This window comes from Shivajiella indica, from assembly GCF_042683085.1.
GTDB classification, from domain to species: domain Bacteria; phylum Bacteroidota; class Bacteroidia; order Cytophagales; family Cyclobacteriaceae; genus Shivajiella; species Shivajiella indica.
The window spans coordinates 573850-592903 of record NZ_JBHUIV010000010.1; the positions used below are offsets into that span (position 1 = coordinate 573850).

A 19054-nucleotide genomic window follows, 5' to 3' on the forward strand; every position below is an offset into this window, starting at 1 on the left:
GCAGAACTTCTTGGTGATTGGGTCTTCAATTCAAAATAGAAGGTAGTGGTTCAGTTCCAGTAGTCGATCTTGATATCTATTGGACGAAACCTTTCAAAAAAATTTCAATACTGACAAAAAGCAAAAAGGAAGTAATTACATACTCCAATTTCAGTATTAATAGCCAATTAACCGATTATAATTAGCTAACTAACTGACCCAGGTCATGTTTTAAGGTTTTGATTATCATTAATTTTCTCATGCAAAAAAATGCTATGGGAACACTTAATGTCACAAAACTGGCCGGAAAAACACAGAAAGCAAACTATTTTCACCACCTGATAAGAGATCTGGAGGCCTTGGATTGGATGCTGGCTGAAGGCATGATAGAAAAAGGACCGATCCGGATTGGTGCCGAACAGGAATTTTGCATTGTAAAAGAGGATTTTTTTCCAAACAATAATTCACTTGAAATATTAAATCTGATCAACGACAGACACTTTACCACTGAAATAGGGAACTTTAACCTGGAGGTTAATTTGGACCCAAAGGTTCTTCAGGGTAATTGCTTTTCAAATTTGCATGAGGATTTGAAAAACCTGATGGAAAAAGCAAAGGAAGCTGCTTCAGAAAATAACTCAAAAATTATCATAACAGGTATTTTACCTACATTGACTCCTGACCACATCACCTTGGAAAACATGACACCCATTAAGCGGTATTTTGTACTGAATGAAGCTGCAAAGGAGTCCAGAGGGCAGGATTTCAGCTTTCATATCAAAGGGGTTGATGAACTCAACCTGCTTCATGATTCAGTGATGCTGGAAAGTTGTAACACCAGTTGGCAAATGCATCTTCAAATAGATCCTGATGAATTTATAGACATGTTCAATTGGGCGCAGGTAATTTCCGGGCCGGTTTTAGCGGTATGTTGTAATTCACCTCTTTTGTTTGGGAAAGAATTATGGAATGAAACAAGGATTGCACTATTCACACAAAGTGTGGATGTGAGGACCAATTCATTTCTTTTGAATGACAGTCAGTCAAGAGTAAGCTTTGAAGATCATTGGCAAACAGGAAGTATTACTGACATTTTTAAAGATAACATTTCAAGGTTCAGGAGTTTGGTGACGGCTGAATTTGAAAAAGATAGTGTTGAGATGCTAAAAATGGGAGAAATTCCAAAACTTAAAGCGATGTGTTTACATAATGGCACAGTCTATCGTTGGAATAGGGCCTGTTATGGTGTGGGAGATGGCAAGCCTCATTTGAGGATTGAAAACAGATATATTCCCTCTGGTCCTACACTGATAGATCAGGTTTCAAATATGGCATTTTGGGTGGGTTTGATGAAAGGAAGGAGGGAAGAACACTTAAATATCCATGAAAAATTCGATTTTAAGGACATCAAAGCTAATTTTTACCGGGCAGCAAGGTATGGCATGGCAAGCCAATTTACATGGAATAACAAGATGGTTCCAAGCAGGGAATTGATTTTGGAGGAGTTGATTCCAATGGCCAGAATAGGTTTACAAAGAGTTGGAATAGATCAAGAAGATATAGACCTCTATTTATCCGTAATAAGGAATAGGGTAGTTTCGAGAATTGGTTCCCAATGGATGATAGACAGTTACCGAAACCTCCTCAAATCCAAGAAAAGGAATGAGGCCAATCAGGTACTAACTGCCAACCTCTACCTCAATCAGGAAAAAGATATACCCGTTTCAGAATGGGAAGTTTTACCATCCAATGCAAAAACAACCTTCAATATTGAAAAGAGGGTGATGCATATAATGAATACATCCATCATTTCTGTGGAAAAAAATGATCCTGTTGAATTGGTAATCCACATCATGAAATGGAAAAATATCCATCACATGCCTGTAGTGAAAGGAGATAAGGAGCTTATTGGACTCCTAACATGGTCCGATGTCGAAGGGTTTTTTGATCAGCCTAAAGAAATCTGCTTATGTGTAAAAGATATCATGAAGGTGGATTTAATCACCATTTCCCAAGATAGGAAAGTGGATGATGCCAAAGAACTAATGGCTAAGCATCAAATTAATTGTCTTCCAGTGACAAAAGGGAATAAATTAATTGGGATTGTCACATCCAACGATATTTAATCATGGAACTTTCGTTGCAAAAAATGAAAGATTACATCCATTCTGATCGGATCATCCATCAAATAGAAGGCGGTAAAAAAGGACCTGTAATTTTATTCTTTGCAGGAATTCATGGCAATGAACCGGCTGGTGTTTTGGCCTTGAAGAAGGTGTTGCCGGCCCTAGAAAAACAAAAGGAAAATATTTCTGGAAGTATTTACGGAATAATTGGAAACAAACCTGCCCTTTCCCAGGAAAGGAGATATATTGACGAGGATCTCAATAGGCTTTGGGTAAGCGCTTACATGGATAAGCTGGAAGAAAAAACCACGCTTATGGAGGAAGAAAAAGAAATGAAGGAACTGCTCCAATTGATCAATGAAATCATTTCAAAAACTTCCGGACCTTTATATTTTATTGATTTCCATACTACATCCAGCAAATCTTATCCCTTCATTACCATCAATGATGCCCTGATCAATAGGAAATTTGCCATACGATTTCCTGTTCCCATAGTTCTTGGAATAGAGGAATACCTGGATGGACCTATGCTCAGCTACATCAATCAAAAGGGGTATGTAGCTATTGGTTTTGAAGCCGGACAGCATCAGGATGAAAGGTCAATAAGTCATACGGAGGCTTTTATTTACCTGACATTGAATTTTACAGGCAGTATTAAAAAGAAAAATTTTCCGAACCTGGTTCGGAATTTTGATGAACTGAAGCAAAGTTCAGGGGCACTGCATAAGGTTTTTGAAATCGTTTATCTCCATAAGTTCGGTCAATGGGACAGATTCAAAATGCATGTGGGTTTTGAGAGTTTCCAGGTAATCCGCAAAGGAATGGACCTGGCTATGCACAATGATCAAATAGTTAAATCACCCTACACAGGACGAATTTTCATGCCCTTATACCAAAGTCAGGGGAGTGATGGGTTCTTTATCATCCACAGGATTCCCTACTTTGCTCTGAAGCTTTCAGCTTTTTTGAGAAAATTGAAAATCGATAACCTGCTGACGTTTCTTCCCGGAGTGAGTTGGGAGGAGAAGGATAAAATGGTACTAAAAGTCAACCTAAAAACAGCTCTTTTTTTGGCAAAACCCTTCTTCCATTTATTGGGATACAGGGTCAGGCGGCAGGAAGGGGACTTTTTGAGAATGTCCAACCGGGAGAGGGTGGCCAAGAAAAAGATGTACCGAAGAGAGAAGTGGTATTGATTTTCGGAAAGGTCATTGTAAGGAAAATATGACAAATCTTAATTGTTTAAAATTTTTCAAAAGGTATTCGAGCCTCTTTTTTCAAATGGATTTAAAACCAATCTTCCTTCATCTCCAAGGTAGGCATATCAGTGGAAAGCAAACGCTTTCCTAAAGCATCCATTTTGACCAGTTCGTACTCGAAGAAATACCGAAGGCACATGATTTTTCCTTGGTAAAATTCCTGTTCTGAAGGGCCTTTTTCCAATTGTTCCTGCGCTGTCATTCCCTGTTTCAGCCATTGCCATGCAATAGTCAAAATACCGATATACTCCAAATACAATGTGGCATCTGCCAAAAATTCATCTGTCTTATCTGTTGCCTTTGACAGCAGGTACTGGGTAGTTTGTTGTGCTTTGCCCAAATATTTTTCAAGCTTTTCTGCAAAAGCTGAGAGGCTGTTAATTTCCCTGGCATGGAAGATGGTGATCGCTATTTCCCTTCCAAACAATTGAAGGGCTTTGCCTTCTTTCATCGGCACTTTTCTTCCCAATAAATCAAGACCATGGATACCGGTAGTACCTTCATGTATGGGGTGGATTCGGGCTTCCCTATAGTATTGTTCCACAGGAAAATCAGTAGTATATCCGGCCCCGCCTAAAATCTGAACAGCAGCTGAAGTGGAAAGACAACCCATTTCTGAGGGATAGGATTTGGCTATTGGAGTCAAAAGGTCCAGCAATAAGGTAGCATCCTCTTTTTCTTTTCCTGAGGCGGCATGCACAATATCTCCCAATTTACAGCAATACAAAAGCAGTGACAAAGCTCCTTCAGTGATGGACTTTTGAAAAAGCAACATGCGCTTCACATCCGCATGTTGAATGATTGGAATCTGGGGTTTAGATGGGTCTTTTTCACCTATTTTTCTGCCCTGAGGCCTTTCTTTTGCGTAAGATAAAGATGCATAATAGGCAGCAGTACCAATAGCCGCTGCATTCATTCCTACTCCAACCCTGGCCTCATTCATCATCTGAAACATATAGGCAAGGCCTTTATTGGCTTCTCCAACCAAATATCCTTCACAGCCATCATGAGAACCTATCATCAAATGGGCTATAGGAGCTCCTTTGTAACCCATCTTATGATAAATACCTTCCGTCAGGACATCATTTGACTTTCCATCTTCCACTCTTTTCTGGGGAACCACAAATAAAGAAATCCCTTTAACACCGGCAGGAGCACCCTTGATCCTTGCCAACATTAAGTGGATAACATTCTCACAGGCATCATGGTCTCCACATGAGATATATATTTTTTGGCCTTTGATTTTATAGACACCCTCTTTTTCCGTAGGAAAGGCAGTAGTGGTGATGTCGGATAATGATGATCCTGCATCCGGTTCCGTCAGGGCCATGGTTCCCTGCCATTTGCCTGAATACATATCAGGGGTAAACTTTTCCATCAATTCCCGACTTCCAAAAGTACGGATCAGGTTGGCGGCACCAGTGGTCAAAAAAGGATAAACTGAGGCAGAATAATTGGCAGCCTGAAAGATGAAACCAGTGGCCATGTGCAAGGTATTTGGAAGTTGTTGCCCACCTTCCTCATAACTAAAGGTCGCATTGATCCAACCATCTTCCCCAAACTGGCGTACAATTTTTCTCATCCCTTTATGTACCTTGATTTTTCCATCCACCAGCTGAGGGTCATTTCTGTCCATTTCTACCAACAAAGGCCTAAGAGAGGTATTGGCTATCTTATCAGCAGCTTCCAATACCATTTGAAAGGTTTCAGTTGTGTGGTCTTTGAAGTATTGATAATTTGTCAATTCCAAAACCTTATGGTTTTCAAACAACTGGAATTGCAAGTCCTTTTTGGAGTAAAAATTCATGATTGGTATTTTTTCAAGCTTTGATGTTGGATATGGGTCAAGAATAATCAGTTTAAGCTAACTTTAGCATTCAACGCCTGATCCAGATGCCTTTTCTCATGGGCGACAATAATATCTAAGGCCTTTGGGAGGGTATATACGATGATTTTATTGGCAGGAGAGTGGATAACCTCTTCTTTTTCAATCCAGGGCTTAAGCTGTCTTATCCAGAGCTTTAATACTTCTTGTTGATCGAAAAACTTTTGGAGGATATCTTCATACTGCTCAGTTGCTTTTGGCTCCCATAAAGGAAAAGTTCTTACTTTTTTCTTGCCTCCATCAGAAACAGATTGATAGATCATATTACCGAATAAGTTTCTGAAAAATGAGAATTTCCCAATAAAAGCTTGAGGTAAATCACCCTTTTGTAAGCGGGAGAAAATCGGAAAATAACTTTCATTGACCTGAATAAGATGATGGATGTTTTCTGCTATGCTCCAGGAATTTTCATTAGGTTTTTGGAACAGCTTTTCTTTTTCCAAATTACCGAACTGAATTTTCACTTTTTGACTTATTTCATCCAATTCTTGTTCCCAATTCATGTCTTTTGAATTCTATGTTAAAATTTAAAGTTCAGAAATATTTTGGAGAATACTTTCATTCACCCTTTTTTGAAAGTTCTTCTAAAACCTTCATCAAATCTTTGCCTGTACCTTTTCCCAGAGACATCCTGGTTAAATAATGAGCGTGAGGAAGGAATTGATCCTCAAAATATTCAGGTTTTACAATATAGCCCAATGCATCCTGTCCCAATCCCAGCACAAACTTCGGCCCCTCAGGCATTAAGGCTTTGGTTTGGAGGCCAAATATTGGTGCAGTTTCTCCTGGGTGGGTAGCAAATGTGGCTTCACCGATGGAAAACCAGACCACTTCTGTTTCTACCACATCAGTAATTGTTCTTTGAATGATACCCCCAGCTGCCAATTGCTTCCAAGCCTCATTTTCAACAGGAAGCTGAATTGTTTGCTTTCGGAAATTCAAGGTGGGAGATCCAAGTCTTTGACCTTCTTTAAGGGCTGAAATGGCTGCATTGGCCAATCCAGTACCTCTTTGGAGGACCTCAGCATAAGGAATTCCTTTATCTACTGGTTGAATCCAACCTCCAATAGCACCCTGAAGGAAAATATGTTCTCCACCCAGTTCTTTTTCCATTTGCTGATAAAATCCGGCAATATAATCCGATGAAATCTCATTGTAAACCGCATCTAAATAAGTGGGATGACAGGCAAAATTGGTCAAGGATACAATATTTTGACCTGATGCATCCTCAAATTGAAGTACTGTCACCGATCGGTCAATTTCTTCCTCACAAATATTAGCAACCCATTGATGTCCATGCTCTGTGATTCCGTACTTAACCTCTGCAGTTTTCATATTTACAGCTGCTTTTTGGATTTGTTGTGCAGTGGTAAGAACCAGAAAGTCCAAATAATCCGGATCCACACCACTTTGGGTATAATCTTCCCCCCATAAGCCGACCACATCCGGTCCTGCATGGGTGTGGGTTGAACTGATGACGATATTTTCGGGAGAAAAGGGGATGGCCAAATCCATAGTGCCAACTTTTTCCCTGATTTTCAACAGGTCTTGGTAAAGTAAGCCAATACAGTCCACCGTCACCAAGGCAAAACTTTCGTTGCCATCATGAAAGACCGCTGCTTTTACATACAAACTGTCCAAAGCCCCTGTAAACCTTCTGTTTTGTTTATCTCCTGCGATAAAAGCGCCCATAGGAGGATTAATAACAGCTTTTGATACCCCTACTTGGAGAACTTGAGCTTCTTCCTTTCTAGCACAGGAAAGAAATAAAAGAGATAGAAGAATGGAGTAGAGATAGCCCTTCATTTGGTGTTTTACAATTAAATTAGGTTCTTTTTTATGAACCACAAAAGGTACAAAAGTGAACAAAAGTTGAAGATTTAAATTTTTAACCTCTTTATAAAACCCATTAAAGAAGATTATCAAATATTATTGAAAGAAGGGCTCGGTTTCCCAGCTTTATCTTTTGTGACTTTTGTTGACTTTTGTGGTTAATATGACGGTTCACCTGATGTCATCCTCTTTTCTGTACTTTAACATAGATGTTAAATTCTCAGAATGACGGCACAAGATGTCATTGCCTTCTTAGTAAATGCTATATTTTAAGCTTTTAAAATACCTTCTATTGCATCCAGTTCTTCTTTGGTAAAGCTGATATTATCCAAGGCTTTTACATTGTCCGCCAGTTGTTCAGGCTTACTTACACCAACCAAGACCGTGGTAATTCTTTCATCTTTCAGTAACCAGGCTATGGCCATTTGGGCAAGGCTTTGACCTCTTTTTTTGGCCAGAACATTCAAAGCCCTGACTTTTTCAATTACCTCGTCTGATATCTGTTCTTTTTTCAGGTATCTACCATCTTTGGCAATTCTGCTGTCTTCCGGAATTCCTTTAAGATATTTGTCGGTCAGTACACCTTGCTCCAAGGGAGAGAAGGCAATAGACCCAATACCTTTTCCTCCCAAAACGTCCAGCAATCCCTTTTCCACCCACCTATCAAACATGCTATAGCGAGGCTGATGAATGAACAGTGGGGTTCCCATCTCTTTGAGAATGTTGTATGCTTTTAGGGTATCATCCGCAGAATATTGGGAAACTCCAACATACAGTGCTTTTCCCGATCGGACAATATGGTCTAAAGCACCCATGGTTTCTTCTAATGGAGTTTCCGGGTCAGGACGGTGATGGTAAAATATGTCCACATAGTCCAATCCCATTCTTTTCAGACTTTGATCCAAAGAAGCGATCAGGTATTTTCTGGAACCCAGGTTTCCATAAGGACCGGGCCACATATCCCAACCTGCTTTGGTGGAAATGATCAGTTCATCCCTATACGGTCTGAAATCCTTATCCATGATTCTTCCAAAATTCTCTTCTGCAGAACCATAGGGTGGGCCATAATTATTGGCAAGGTCAAAATGGGTGATTCCAAAATCAAAAGCCTGTCTCAGGATTGTCCTTGCATTTTTAAAATCTGCATTATGCCCAAAGTTATGCCATAGACCTAAAGAAATCTGGGGCAATAAAATACCGCTTTTTCCACATCTTCTAAACGCCATCTTATCATACCGGGCTTCATTGGCCACATAAGTTGATAATGGTTGGTGATCGTTAATTCTCATGGTTATCTGATTTATTGGAAATGAGTTTATCTACAAGATTATTGATTTTTTCCGGATTGTTCTCCACAAATTTGATAGCAGCCTCTTTTAATGCTTTTAAGTTACTTTCTGTAGCGTCGTCCATATTGGAATTCTTAGGTTGAAGTTCAGGTTCTATCCGAATAAACCCTTCATTATTGCCACTGGCATCAAATAACCAGTTCAACTGATGGGAAACCGTCTCAGAGTTTCCGGACATCATAATGTCTATCAAAGGTTTTATCCATTGTACAAGTCCATACTTTCTTGCCTTTTGATAAGGATATGACTTTTTTACTGATCCTGTTCCCAAGGAAATCAACAGCATATCTTTGGACGTTGGATTTTGGATGGAGCCGAATGTATATTTTCTGGCCTCAGCATAAGCGCACATGGCCGGATTGTTGGCAAAAACCCCTCCATCAATCAAAGGAAATTGTTCACTGGATCTTGATTGGATCAGTGCTGCTTCAAAATAGGTGGGAGCCGCGGATGTTGCCTGTGCCAAATCCCTGACAAAAAAATCATATGAAGGGTCAGCTTTGGCTTTGACCTGTTTAAAAAAGAAGGCATTTCTGTTTTCAATATCATAGGCTGTAAAAATACAGGGTTTCAGGAGTTCACTTAAATAAATATCCCCGAAATAGTTTTTCAAAGCTTTTAACAGATTCTCATTAGGATATTTTTCTTCCCTTATTCCAAAAAAAGACCTGATCTTATGCCTGAATGTTTTTTTAAAAATTTCATTCCCGTATTGATGGTAAAGTCCAACAACTTCTTCCATCCTGAATTTTGGTTTATTGGGATCTGAAGGATCCGGCAGCAACATGCCCATACCCAATATCCCACCTGTACTTGTTCCGGCAACAAAGTCTACATAATCCACCAACCTGGCATTGGGATTTTTGGTCTGTTCTTGTATTTTTTCTTCTATTATCTGAAGAATTGTACCTGGAATAATTCCTCTTATCCCTCCTCCATCGATGGATATAATAGCAACCTTTCCCATGAGCTTAAAAATTTATGGTGTTCAAATGAAAATTAGAAGACCTTAATTTAAACAATATTTCCTAACTGGATTAATAGAACGCACATAATTCAGTCTTCAATTTCAAGATCAATTCCCTTTTATGTCTACTACTATATCTATTGGCAATTATTATATCAAAATTTTCAATAAGTGCCATTGGAGTTTAATCTCTTGGAATTTGAATTTTGGAGCTTGGAGTTTGGAATTTTAATTTTGGAGCTTGGGGTTTAGAGTTTTAATTTTGGAGCTTGGGGTTTGGAGTTTGAATTTTGGAATTTGTATTTTTTAAATCAAAAACACCCCTGCTACCACAGAAACAGCAGCAACCAAAAAAATTGCCAAAATAGGTTTCCAGGCAAAGGAAATCCAATCTTTGTAAGAAATACCTGCTGCTGCCAGAATTGCCATCAATGCCCCATTACTTGGGGTAACCAGGTCCATAATTCCTGCCCCATATTGATAAGCCAATACGACCACCTGTCTTGGCATCCCTATCAAATCCGCCACTGGTGTTAAGAGTGGCATGGTAAGGACGGCCTGACCGGAAGTACTGGGAACAGGGATATGCAAAATTGCCTGGGATATCATCATTCCAAAGGCAGATAAGCCCAAAGAAAGGTTTTCCAAAGGTTGGAATAGGCCATAAATGATGGTATCGATAATCTGACCTTCCTGTAAGACCATATAAATACTTCGGGCAAGGCCCACAATGATACCTGCAAAAACCAGTTCGGCAAAACCTTCTGAATACGCTTTTGCTGTTCCATTGATGCCCAACTTTCCAATGATACCGACTGATAATCCCATAGCAAAAAAAATGGCTGACATTTCATTATAATCCCAGTCCCAGTTGGTCAATCCGTAAATCATCACACCAAAAGTCAGTCCCACCAAAAAAAGAATGAAACTATGGGCTCTGGACATTTTATCGGGAATTTTTTCTGTTGTTCCCAAATCCGCATTTGGATCCTTGCCCTGATTGATGATATAAAAGATTAATAAGATAAGCGCAAAGCATAAAAATACCATACGGTATAGGCCCTCTGAGAACAAAGGCACTTCAGCTACTTTTTGGGCTATGATCACTCCGAATGGATTTGTTGGACCAAATGCCCCACCAATAATAGCTGCCCCCAAGCAAAGCGCTACGACAGCCACTTTAGTATAGCCCATTTTTCGGCTCAGAATCATCAATACCGGCACCATGGCAATGATTTCTTCCTGAAGCCCATTCAAGGCACCTGCTGTGGCAAATAAAATACCAATAATAACCAGAAGAAAGGACTTTGCCTTTCTAAAGCGGTGAATCAAAGATTCCAATCCGGACTGAAAAGCTCCTGTTTTATCCACTACATAAAATGCCCCTCCGATAATCAGGATCAACACCACCACTTCTGCACCTTCTATAATTCCTTCCGGCACACTCAGAAACATTTTTCCTATACCAACTGGCTTATTTTCTGATTTTTGATAACTGCCCTGCACCACTATTTCTCTACCGGTTTGCTTATCCATCACCCTTTCAAATGAACCCGCGGGAATAATATAGGTCATTAAAGTAGCCAGACCTACAAAAGCCAGCATAATGATCATGGGGTGGGGGAAGGAAAGTTTTTTCATAGGAATGGGTTTAAAAGTTTAAAATAACAGATATTTTTAAATAGTAGCATTCTTCATCACAGCAAAATAAAATACCGCTTAAAGGGTATTGTGAATGAGGAATTTAGCCAAAAACACACCCAAGGTTGTATTTTTTTGTGAAATTTCCTTATATTTTACAAGATATAGCGATGCCAATCTCACAGGAATTTAATGTCAATTCTCCAATAAAATATTTGCAAATCGATATTTTCCCATTTTAGAAAACAGTATAACATCAAATTGGAAAATAAAATAGGAATTTAGCAATGGAAAAACCTGAGGAACTTTTTAAAAAATTGAAATCTTTTTCAGAACCTGAACTTCAAAAGGAAATACTGAAGCATGGGAAATTAATTAAAGCCAACAAAGGGGATATCCTGGTCAGAGAAGGTCAATACCTGAATTTCCTACCAATTGTCATTGAAGGACTACTGAGGGTGTACCAAGAGAACGAGGACCGGGAAATACTGCTTTATTATGTAAGGCCAGAGCAAACCTGCATGATGTCTTTATCATCTGCATATTTTGATTATTACAGCACTGCCAACGGAATTGCTGTAGAACCTTCAGAAATCCTTGTTTTGCCGGCCCATTTGATTGCTGAATGGCAACTCAAATACCCTTCCTGGAACAGGTTTATCATCACGACTTTCAAAAGCAGATATGATGAATTGCTAACCGCTTTTGGAAATGTTGCCTTTAAACCCGTTCATGTCCGTGTAAAAGAATATCTCTCTGGCTACCAAAAAAGCAATGGTTCTTCTAAAGTCCCAATTTCTCACCAAAGCCTTGCCAATGAACTTGGGACCACTAGGGTAGTCATCTCAAGAATTCTGAAACAATTTGAACAAGAAAACCTCATCAAATTACATCGAGGTTATATAGAACTTATATCCTGAGTACTTTTTCTTGAATTTGATTACCAATATTTCTATTGAGTTTTTGGCGATTTGAGAAATTTATTTTGTTAAATGTATCTTTTGATACATATATTTTTCGAAATCTTGTTTTATTATTATGGTGTTTATTTTATAGCAGTGGCATAATTTTATTCACTTTAACACCAAGAAATATGAAATGGCTAATTCATGCATTGTTTATTTCAACGATAATCCTGGGCGCTTCCGATGTACTTGCTCAAACAAGAACTTCTAATGAATCAAAAATGAAAATTCTCATCCATATTACCAGTGGGCCTGAAAATCCCACAAAAGCAGCATTAGGTTTCCTTATGGCCAAGACTGCTGTTGAAGAAGGATATTCGGTATCCATGTTCCTGGCAGGAGATGCAGTTCAGTTACTACGAAATGATGTACTTGATAATTTGGTAGGACTTGGCACCGGTAAACTGAGAGCACATTATGATACCATTGTAAATGCTGGTGTAAAATTCTATTTATCAGGAATGTCCAGCAAGTCCCGTGGTCTTTCAGAAGCAGATTTAAAAGACAAGCCTGCTGAGTTTGCCATGCCTAATGTACTGCTTCAGTTATCTGTTGATAGTGACAGGATGTTTGTTTATTGAATCCCCCATTCATATTGGGTAGAATAATTCTTGCCGCTATAAGGAATTATCGTTTTTTAAAAAAAACGATTCAGGCAGTGATTGAATAAAAACTTTAACCTTAAATCAATCCATTTCAGCATGCAAAGCTTTAATCCTTTCAAAAGCCATGGACATGTGTCTGGGTGGAGCCTGGTGGTTACAGATTTCTTCGGTTTGAACTACGCCTTGACCCTGACAGGTTTTACAAGCTGCGATGACATTCAATAAACCGTCGCAGGTCGGACAGGTATGCTTCCCCTCTCCTTGGCATTTGTCACATTCATGGTATTCCACCAGATTGAAAACATTTCTTTTGGTCAACAACCCCTTCCCAAAGCAACGGTTGCATCCTACCATCCCTTTTCCTCTACAAAGGCCACAGGCCTGACTGATCTGTTTTTTGCCTTCACAAGTGGGGCAACTTTCAATACGGTATCCCTGGTTATTGCAATATTCGCAGGCAAGGATCGCCTTTATCGGCTCTTGAAGTTTTTTTTCCAAATCTTTGGCTTCCTCATATTTTTCGGCATTTCGTCCATTGATTTGAAGATATCTTCGGATAAAATTAAGGCTGTTATCATATTGTCCTAATTCATATAGGGTAACAGCAAAATAATAGGGCATTTCCGGAGAAATGGGGAGATTGCTTTCAATGATCTGGCGAAAATAAGTATTCGCCTTTTCAAAGTCCCCTTTCTCCATTTCTGCTTTGGCACTATTAAAAAGTCGGGATGATCCCCCTAAAGAAGGGCCAACTTGGGCACAAGAGACTGAAGAAAGAAATAATAGCGTCAATACTGATAAAATAATAGACAGAAATGACTTTTTGAAATTTAGTATCAAGATAACTGAGGCATTTTTTAGGTTTTATTAATGAGCAAAGTAAAGACCTTTGATTTAAAATACAAAGTGTATTTGTATCTCAGGAAACTGTGGAAAAAATCCAACTATCTCTTTATTCTTTTATGCTTAATATGTATATTAACAATTCACAAAGGATTTAAGGTTCAAATGATTGTTCACTTGCTGGTTTTAAATGGCAACCCATATAATTTTCTACTATTTTAAAATAATATATAATGATTCAGGACATCCTAAAAAATTTATCACCAGAATTGATCAGCGGTTTGACAAATCAAGTGGGATTGAATTTTAACCAAGCAAATGAGGCCTTGAATACTACCAAAGAGAGCTTGGTCAATAGTCTCAGCAAAGAAGTTACTTCGGGAAACTTTGATGGGATTTTAAATATGTTGAATGCAGGGGCTAATGCTTCAAAATCTCCACTTTTTGATTCTATAGCAGGCAATCTTACCAAAAATTATATATCAAAGATTGGACTTTCACCTCAAATTGCCGGTATGGTAACCTCCTTTGTTTTACCAAAAATTATTTCTACTTTAACCAATAGCAAAAGTGGAAGCTTTGGCCAGGCAGATCTGATCAAAATGATCGGACAGGAAGCAGGGGGATCTTTGGGAGATAAGGCAAGTTCACTCTTAAAAGGAGGATTAGGAAACTTATTCAAATAAACTCATCAACCAATTTAAATTTTATAATTATGCCAAAAGCAATAACAATGATTGAGGGTATCGGCCCTGCTTACAAAGCCAAATTAGAAGCAGCAGGTATAAACAGTGTAGAAGCCCTATTAGAAAAAGGTGGTGCAAAAAAAGGAAGAACAGACATTTCCGCAGCCACTGGAATCAGTGAAAAAAGAATCCTTAAATGGGTCAATATGGCCGATTTGTTCAGGATCAATGGAATTGCCAGCCAATTTGCTGAACTTTTAAAAGCTACCGGAGTAGATACGGTTAAAGAATTAAAAATGAGAAATCCTGCCAATCTTCATAAGATGTTGGTAGAAACCAATGAACAGAAGAAATTGACCCGTGCTGTTCCTGCATTATCCCAGATTGAGGACTTCATCAATCAGGCCAAATTAATGGAGCCTAAGGTTACCCATTAAGTTAAGCATGTTCAACAGATGAAACCTGAATGCCCTACATTCAGGTTTTTTTCTTTTTGTATATTCAGCCCATGAAAAAGTTTCTCTTACTCATCCTGAAATCAACATTGGTCCTTATTGTTTTGATTTCAATTATTTTGATTTTTTCTTTCCGATCGGACTTGCCTTTAGATAAGTTAACTTCAGAATATATGGATGAGAATTCCTACTTTCTAAAGGTAGATGACATCAAAGTGCATATAAGAGTCCGGGGATCGGGAGAACCTATATTTTTAATCCATGGCAGTTTTTCTTCTCTACATACATGGGAAAACTGGGAAAAGGATTTGAGCCAATATTTCATGACCATTTCTATGGATTTACCTGGACATGGATTAACAGGCCCTGATCCTCAATTGCGATACGGCATAAACGATTATGCACATTTGGTCCTTGGCATTGCCAACGAACTGGGCATTGAAGAATTCCATATCGCAGGAAACAGTATGGGAGGGGGAGTGGCCCTTAAACTGGCATCAGATCATCCTGAAAGAGTTTTAACACTTAACCTGATTGACGCTGTTGGAGCACCGATAAAAGCAGTTGAATCAACAGGTAAAAACAGTTCTCCATCCCGTAATTCCGGAGCCTTAATTTTTAAAGTAGCGCAAAATCCTTTTTTTAATAAACTAATGCTCAAATGTACTCCAAAATGGGTCTTCAAATGGAACATGAGTCAGGTCTATTATGATGACAGCAAAATTACTGATGAACAAGTTACCAGGTATTATCAATTACTTAGAAGAGAAGGAAACAGGAAAGCTACCTTGGATCGTCTGACAGTCAGAAGGCCTTTTGATATTGACTTCAGTCAATTGAACATGCCAGTACTGATCATGTGGGGAGCCCATGACACTTGGATTCCTCTTGAAAATGGAAAAAAATTGGAAGATGCTATTCCAGAATCCATATTAAAAGTCTATGAGAATGCAGGACATGTCCCTATGGAAGAAATCCCGACAGAGACTGTCCTGGATTATTTATCATTTTTAGGTATTCAATTGGATGTGGATTATTTTTCAGCTCCAAAATTTTACAGTCATGTCCATTGAAGCAGTTATATTTATTGTATTGGGAGTTCAGTTCATTTTGATTCTTTACTTGATATTCCAATTATTCAAAAAATCAAGCAATAGCAGTAAATTAGAAAATGAGCTTTTGGAATTCAGAACCCTGATGGAAAAACAGATGCAGGCCAACCGTTCAGAAATTCAACAAGGCTTGATCCAGCAGTTTTCCCTGGTATTTGAATCACTCCGTGCCAATGCGAAAGATCAGGCTGAAGTATTAAAAGATTTTGGACAATTGTTCCGGCAAAATGTGCAGGAATTCAATGAACTGCAAAAAGAAAAATTTCAGGAATTGGTCCAAAAGCAAGAGAGAATGCTTGCCTCTACAGAGGAGCGCTTGGACAAGATGCGTGAAACTGTCGATGAAAAGCTCCAAAAAACTTTGGAGGCAAGACTGGGTCAGTCTTTTGAGCTGGTAAGTAAGCAGTTATTGGCCGTACAGAAAGGGCTTGGAGAAATGCAATCCCTTGCCACAGGGGTAGGAGATCTGAAAAGGGTGCTGAGCAATGTAAAATCAAGAGGCGTAATGGGAGAATATCAATTACAGGGGATATTGGAAAATGTACTTTCTCCGGATCAATATGCATTCAATGTTTCGGTAAAGGAGGGAAATGCTGAGAGGGTGGAATTCGCCATCAAGATGCCAGGTAGTCAGGAAAATGAGCCCGTATTTTTGCCTATTGATGCCAAATTCCCCCAAGAGACCTATTACCGCTTATTGGATGCTTATGATGTGGGTGATAAGATATTAATTGAAACTGCAAGACAGGAATTATTTAAGGCCATCAGAAAATCTGCTCTGGATATCAGTCAAAAATATATACATCCACCTTATACCACAGATTTTGCGCTCTTGTTTTTACCCATGGAAAGTCTCTATGCCGAAGTAATCAGGGATTCCCAATTGGCCCAGTCTTTACAAAGGGACTACAAAATAGTTGTAACCGGTCCCACCACCTTAGCAGCCATGCTCAATAGCCTGCAGATGGGATTCCGGACGCTTGCCATTCAGCAAAGGAGTTCAGAGGTCTGGAAAGTATTGGGAGCGGTCAAATCAGAATTCAATAAGTTCGGTGACTTGATCAGTAAGGCTCAAAAGAAGATTTCAGAAGCCCATACGGATTTGGATCATTTGATTGGAACCAGAACAAGAGTGATTCAAAGAAAGTTAAAAGAGGTAGAAGCATTGCCTGAGGAGGAGGGTCAGAAACTATTGGAATAAGCATTTCTCCTAGAATTACTAATTTAACCACAATTTCCCTACATGAAATATTTTCTGATTATCCCGTATGTTTTTTACATTCACTTCGCTTCTGCACAGGAATTTTATGAAGTAGATGTAGAGGTCAGGGAAAATTCATATGTAGTCAACAACACTGCGGTGGACATGATAGCTAAGGAAAATTATGCATCTGCAGCAAGGATTCTGGAAAAAGTAATTGAAGAGGATCCTTCTTTTCATGCTGCATATTTGAATTATTACAGGGCAGGAAGTCAATTGGATGACAAAAAAGAAAAAGTTATCCTGGTTTTGAGAAAAGGACTTGAAATTTTTAAGGAAGATGATGAAATGGCTTATTATTTGGGCAACCTTCTCCAAAAAGAAAACAGATTCGACGAGGCCATTAAAGCATATTCAGAAGCTATAGCCTATAGCAAAATCAATGGGGAGGATTTCCCATTGGTTTGGGCCTATTATTTTAATAGGGGGAATTGTTTTCTTAAAACAAACCAACATAGCAAAGCAATTTTAGATTATGACTATGCCTTGGCACTAAGTCCCAAAAATGCAGATATTCTAACCAACAGGGGATTTTGCCATTATAAAACAAATAATCAAAGTGCAGCATGCACAGATTGGTCCATGGCTACTGAACTTGGCAGTAAACAGACTCCAAGATATATACAGTCTTTTTGCCAATAATTTTCGTTTGTTTATTTGACTATACTTATAAAACATCCTACCTTTTCGGAGATTTAAGCCATTCCTTTTCAAAATGGCAGTTGATAAGTTATATAAACTTTCACTATGAATATTGTTATAGCGGGTGCCGGTGATATGGGCTACCATTTGGCCGAGCAACTCAGTTATGAAAACCAGGACATTACCATGATCGATCTGGATAAAGATGTTCTGGATAATGTATCATCCCATTTAGATGTGATGACCATATTGGGTGATGCTACTTCCCTGGAAATCCTAAAGACAGCCAATATCAGAGGTACAAGTATGTTCATGGCGGTCACTACCTCTGAAAAAACCAATCTTCTTGCTGCTATTCTTGCCAAACAATTGGGGGCAAAAAGAGTCATTGCAAGGGTTAGAAATCATGATTATTTGGCGGAGGAAAACAAAATTTATTTTCAGAATCTAGGCATAGACAACCTGATTTCACCGACTATGCTTTGCAGTGGAGAGATTTTTAGAATGATCAAAAATTCAACTTTTACTGATGTCTTTGAATTTGAGGGTGGAAAGTTAAATGTTGTTGGCATCACTTTGGACCAATCCTGTTCTTTAGTCAATAAAGAAATTTCAGAAATGAAAAATGATCCAATTTTTGAAGATGTCAAAATCATAGCCATTGTCAGAGATCAAATGACTATCATTCCTAGGGGCAATACGGTCATAAGAAATAATGATCATGTATTTTTTATTTCCAATAAAAAGGCTGTTTCCTCCATCGTGGATCTTTTAGGACAACAAAAAGTTACCATTAAAAATGTCATGATCATAGGTGGGGATGACATGGCATTTACCACAGCCTTAAAATTGGAAAATGATTACCGAGTCACTCTGGTGCACAAAGATAAGGAGAGATGCAAATGGCTTTCTGAAAGGTTACATAACACATTGGTAATCAATGGAGATTACAAAAACATAGACCTTTTGATTGAAGAGGGACTGGAAGAAATGGAGGCTTTTATTTCCTTGACAGAATCCTCAGAAACCAATATCATTACCTCACTTTCAGCCAAAAACCATGGGGTATATAAAACCATTGCCCATGTGGATACCAGGGAGTATATTCATATTTCCCATAGTATAGGTGTGGATTCTTTGATCAATAAAAAACTGGTTGCGGCAAATCAGGTAACCCGGTATTTCCGGAAAGGAACCGTGGAAGCTGTATCCGGTATTTATGGAGTGGATGCAGAAATTATACAATATGTGATCACCAAAAACAATAGGGTGACAAAAAATCCATTAAAATCACTATACTTCCCCAATACTGCTATTGTGGCTGGGGTAATCAGGGGTGAAGAAGTTTTTATTCCAAACGGAGATTTTATTTTAAAAATGGATGATAAGGTAATTGTCCTGGCTCTTCCCGGTGCAGAAACTGCATTGGAAAAATTGTTCCATTGA

Annotated in this window: 17 protein-coding genes; 10 read left to right on the forward strand and 7 right to left on the reverse strand. The window is 38.7% G+C overall.

Going from position 1 to position 19054, the window contains the following annotated elements:
- Positions 1-254 precede the first annotated feature (254 nt).
- Together ACFSKV_RS05890 and ACFSKV_RS05895 are read left to right on the forward strand one after the other, a co-directional pair.
- Positions 255-2105, forward strand: coding sequence for a glutamate-cysteine ligase family protein (locus ACFSKV_RS05890; protein ID WP_380800984.1), 1851 nt, complete (start codon positions 255-257; stop codon positions 2103-2105).
- Between the two features lie 23 nt (positions 2106-2128).
- Positions 2129-3301: a succinylglutamate desuccinylase/aspartoacylase family protein gene (locus ACFSKV_RS05895; protein WP_380800985.1), complete on the forward strand. Its 1173-nt coding sequence runs from the start codon at positions 2129-2131 to the stop codon at positions 3299-3301.
- 91 nt (positions 3302-3392) lie between these two features.
- Here the strand turns inward: ACFSKV_RS05895 and ACFSKV_RS05900 are convergent, their stop codons facing one another.
- From ACFSKV_RS05900 to ACFSKV_RS05925, 6 genes are all read right to left on the reverse strand, one after another.
- Positions 3393-5171 carry an acyl-CoA dehydrogenase gene (locus ACFSKV_RS05900; RefSeq protein ID WP_380800986.1) on the reverse strand — a complete coding sequence of 593 codons (1779 nt, stop codon included), beginning with the start codon at positions 5169-5171 and terminating at the stop codon, positions 3393-3395.
- Positions 5172-5218: 47 nt separating this feature from the next.
- Entirely contained in the window at positions 5219-5752 is a 534-nt protein-coding gene (locus tag ACFSKV_RS05905; protein WP_380800987.1) for a DinB family protein, read from the reverse strand.
- Positions 5753-5807: 55 nt separating this feature from the next.
- Entirely contained in the window at positions 5808-7055 is a 1248-nt protein-coding gene (locus ACFSKV_RS05910) for a neutral/alkaline non-lysosomal ceramidase N-terminal domain-containing protein (RefSeq protein WP_380800988.1), read from the reverse strand.
- A gap of 296 nt (positions 7056-7351) precedes the next feature.
- Complete coding sequence (gene mgrA / locus ACFSKV_RS05915; protein ID WP_380800989.1) at positions 7352-8371, reverse strand: L-glyceraldehyde 3-phosphate reductase; 1020 nt, start codon at positions 8369-8371, stop codon at positions 7352-7354.
- Positions 8361-9398, reverse strand: coding sequence for a patatin-like phospholipase family protein (locus tag ACFSKV_RS05920; protein WP_380800991.1), 1038 nt, complete (start codon positions 9396-9398; stop codon positions 8361-8363). The genes mgrA and ACFSKV_RS05920 overlap by 11 nt, the downstream gene beginning before the upstream one ends.
- A 306-nt stretch (positions 9399-9704) precedes the next feature.
- The gene (locus ACFSKV_RS05925; RefSeq protein WP_380800992.1) at positions 9705-11039 is read right to left on the reverse strand and encodes a YfcC family protein; all 1335 of its coding nucleotides are present in this window, start codon (positions 11037-11039) and stop codon (positions 9705-9707) included.
- Positions 11040-11326: 287 nt separating this feature from the next.
- Between ACFSKV_RS05925 and ACFSKV_RS05930 the strand changes: the two genes are divergently transcribed.
- Together ACFSKV_RS05930 and ACFSKV_RS05935 are read left to right on the forward strand one after the other, a co-directional pair.
- Positions 11327-11959 (forward strand): Crp/Fnr family transcriptional regulator, encoded by a 633-nt coding sequence (locus ACFSKV_RS05930; RefSeq protein ID WP_380800993.1) that lies wholly within the window; start codon positions 11327-11329, stop codon positions 11957-11959.
- Positions 11960-12132: 173 nt separating this feature from the next.
- A complete protein-coding gene (locus ACFSKV_RS05935; RefSeq protein WP_380800994.1) occupies positions 12133-12585 on the forward strand; it encodes a DsrE family protein in 453 nt (150 codons plus the stop codon).
- 105 nt (positions 12586-12690) lie between these two features.
- On the opposite strand, the gene ACFSKV_RS05940 is transcribed toward ACFSKV_RS05935, so the two are convergent.
- Positions 12691-13401, reverse strand: coding sequence for a molecular chaperone DnaJ (locus ACFSKV_RS05940; RefSeq protein ID WP_380800996.1), 711 nt, complete (start codon positions 13399-13401; stop codon positions 12691-12693).
- Between the two features lie 284 nt (positions 13402-13685).
- Here ACFSKV_RS05940 and ACFSKV_RS05945 point away from each other — a divergent pair, with 284 nt between their 5' ends.
- The 6 genes from ACFSKV_RS05945 to trkA all read left to right on the forward strand — a co-directional run bounded on the left by ACFSKV_RS05945 (position 13686) and on the right by trkA (position 19054).
- Positions 13686-14138: a DUF937 domain-containing protein gene (locus tag ACFSKV_RS05945; RefSeq protein ID WP_380800997.1), complete on the forward strand. Its 453-nt coding sequence runs from the start codon at positions 13686-13688 to the stop codon at positions 14136-14138.
- Between the two features lie 29 nt (positions 14139-14167).
- Positions 14168-14575, forward strand: a complete 408-nt coding sequence (locus ACFSKV_RS05950; protein ID WP_380800999.1) for a DUF4332 domain-containing protein — start codon at positions 14168-14170, stop codon at positions 14573-14575.
- A 71-nt stretch (positions 14576-14646) separates the two neighbouring features.
- On the forward strand, positions 14647-15666 hold the full coding sequence (locus ACFSKV_RS05955) for an alpha/beta fold hydrolase (protein ID WP_380801000.1): 1020 nt from the start codon (positions 14647-14649) through the stop codon (positions 15664-15666).
- On the forward strand, positions 15656-16906 hold the full coding sequence (locus ACFSKV_RS05960) for a DNA recombination protein RmuC (protein WP_380801002.1): 1251 nt from the start codon (positions 15656-15658) through the stop codon (positions 16904-16906). The genes ACFSKV_RS05955 and ACFSKV_RS05960 overlap by 11 nt, the downstream gene beginning before the upstream one ends.
- A 42-nt stretch (positions 16907-16948) precedes the next feature.
- Entirely contained in the window at positions 16949-17608 is a 660-nt protein-coding gene (locus ACFSKV_RS05965) for a tetratricopeptide repeat protein (RefSeq protein ID WP_380801003.1), read from the forward strand.
- A gap of 105 nt (positions 17609-17713) precedes the next feature.
- The gene (gene trkA / locus ACFSKV_RS05970; RefSeq protein WP_380801004.1) at positions 17714-19054 is read left to right on the forward strand and encodes a Trk system potassium transporter TrkA; all 1341 of its coding nucleotides are present in this window, start codon (positions 17714-17716) and stop codon (positions 19052-19054) included.

Excerpts from the sequence above, each read along its gene's own strand:
- ACFSKV_RS05890 (WP_380800984.1), top strand. The coding sequence starts at position 255 with ATGGGAACACTTAATGTCACAAAACTGGCCGGAAAAACACAGAAAGCA.
- ACFSKV_RS05895 (WP_380800985.1), top strand. The coding sequence starts at position 2,129 with ATGAAAGATTACATCCATTCTGATCGGATCATCCATCAAATAGAAGGC.
- ACFSKV_RS05900 (WP_380800986.1), bottom strand. The coding sequence starts at position 5,171 with ATGAATTTTTACTCCAAAAAGGACTTGCAATTCCAGTTGTTTGAAAAC.
- ACFSKV_RS05905 (WP_380800987.1), bottom strand. The coding sequence starts at position 5,752 with ATGAATTGGGAACAAGAATTGGATGAAATAAGTCAAAAAGTGAAAATT.
- ACFSKV_RS05910 (WP_380800988.1), bottom strand. The coding sequence starts at position 7,055 with ATGAAGGGCTATCTCTACTCCATTCTTCTATCTCTTTTATTTCTTTCC.
- mgrA (WP_380800989.1), bottom strand. The coding sequence starts at position 8,371 with ATGAGAATTAACGATCACCAACCATTATCAACTTATGTGGCCAATGAA.
- ACFSKV_RS05920 (WP_380800991.1), bottom strand. The coding sequence starts at position 9,398 with ATGGGAAAGGTTGCTATTATATCCATCGATGGAGGAGGGATAAGAGGA.
- ACFSKV_RS05925 (WP_380800992.1), bottom strand. The coding sequence starts at position 11,039 with ATGAAAAAACTTTCCTTCCCCCACCCCATGATCATTATGCTGGCTTTT.
- ACFSKV_RS05930 (WP_380800993.1), top strand. The coding sequence starts at position 11,327 with ATGGAAAAACCTGAGGAACTTTTTAAAAAATTGAAATCTTTTTCAGAA.
- ACFSKV_RS05935 (WP_380800994.1), top strand. The coding sequence starts at position 12,133 with ATGAAATGGCTAATTCATGCATTGTTTATTTCAACGATAATCCTGGGC.
- ACFSKV_RS05945 (WP_380800997.1), top strand. The coding sequence starts at position 13,686 with ATGATTCAGGACATCCTAAAAAATTTATCACCAGAATTGATCAGCGGT.
- ACFSKV_RS05950 (WP_380800999.1), top strand. The coding sequence starts at position 14,168 with ATGCCAAAAGCAATAACAATGATTGAGGGTATCGGCCCTGCTTACAAA.
- ACFSKV_RS05955 (WP_380801000.1), top strand. The coding sequence starts at position 14,647 with ATGAAAAAGTTTCTCTTACTCATCCTGAAATCAACATTGGTCCTTATT.
- ACFSKV_RS05960 (WP_380801002.1), top strand. The coding sequence starts at position 15,656 with ATGTCCATTGAAGCAGTTATATTTATTGTATTGGGAGTTCAGTTCATT.
- ACFSKV_RS05965 (WP_380801003.1), top strand. The coding sequence starts at position 16,949 with ATGAAATATTTTCTGATTATCCCGTATGTTTTTTACATTCACTTCGCT.
- trkA (WP_380801004.1), top strand. The coding sequence starts at position 17,714 with ATGAATATTGTTATAGCGGGTGCCGGTGATATGGGCTACCATTTGGCC.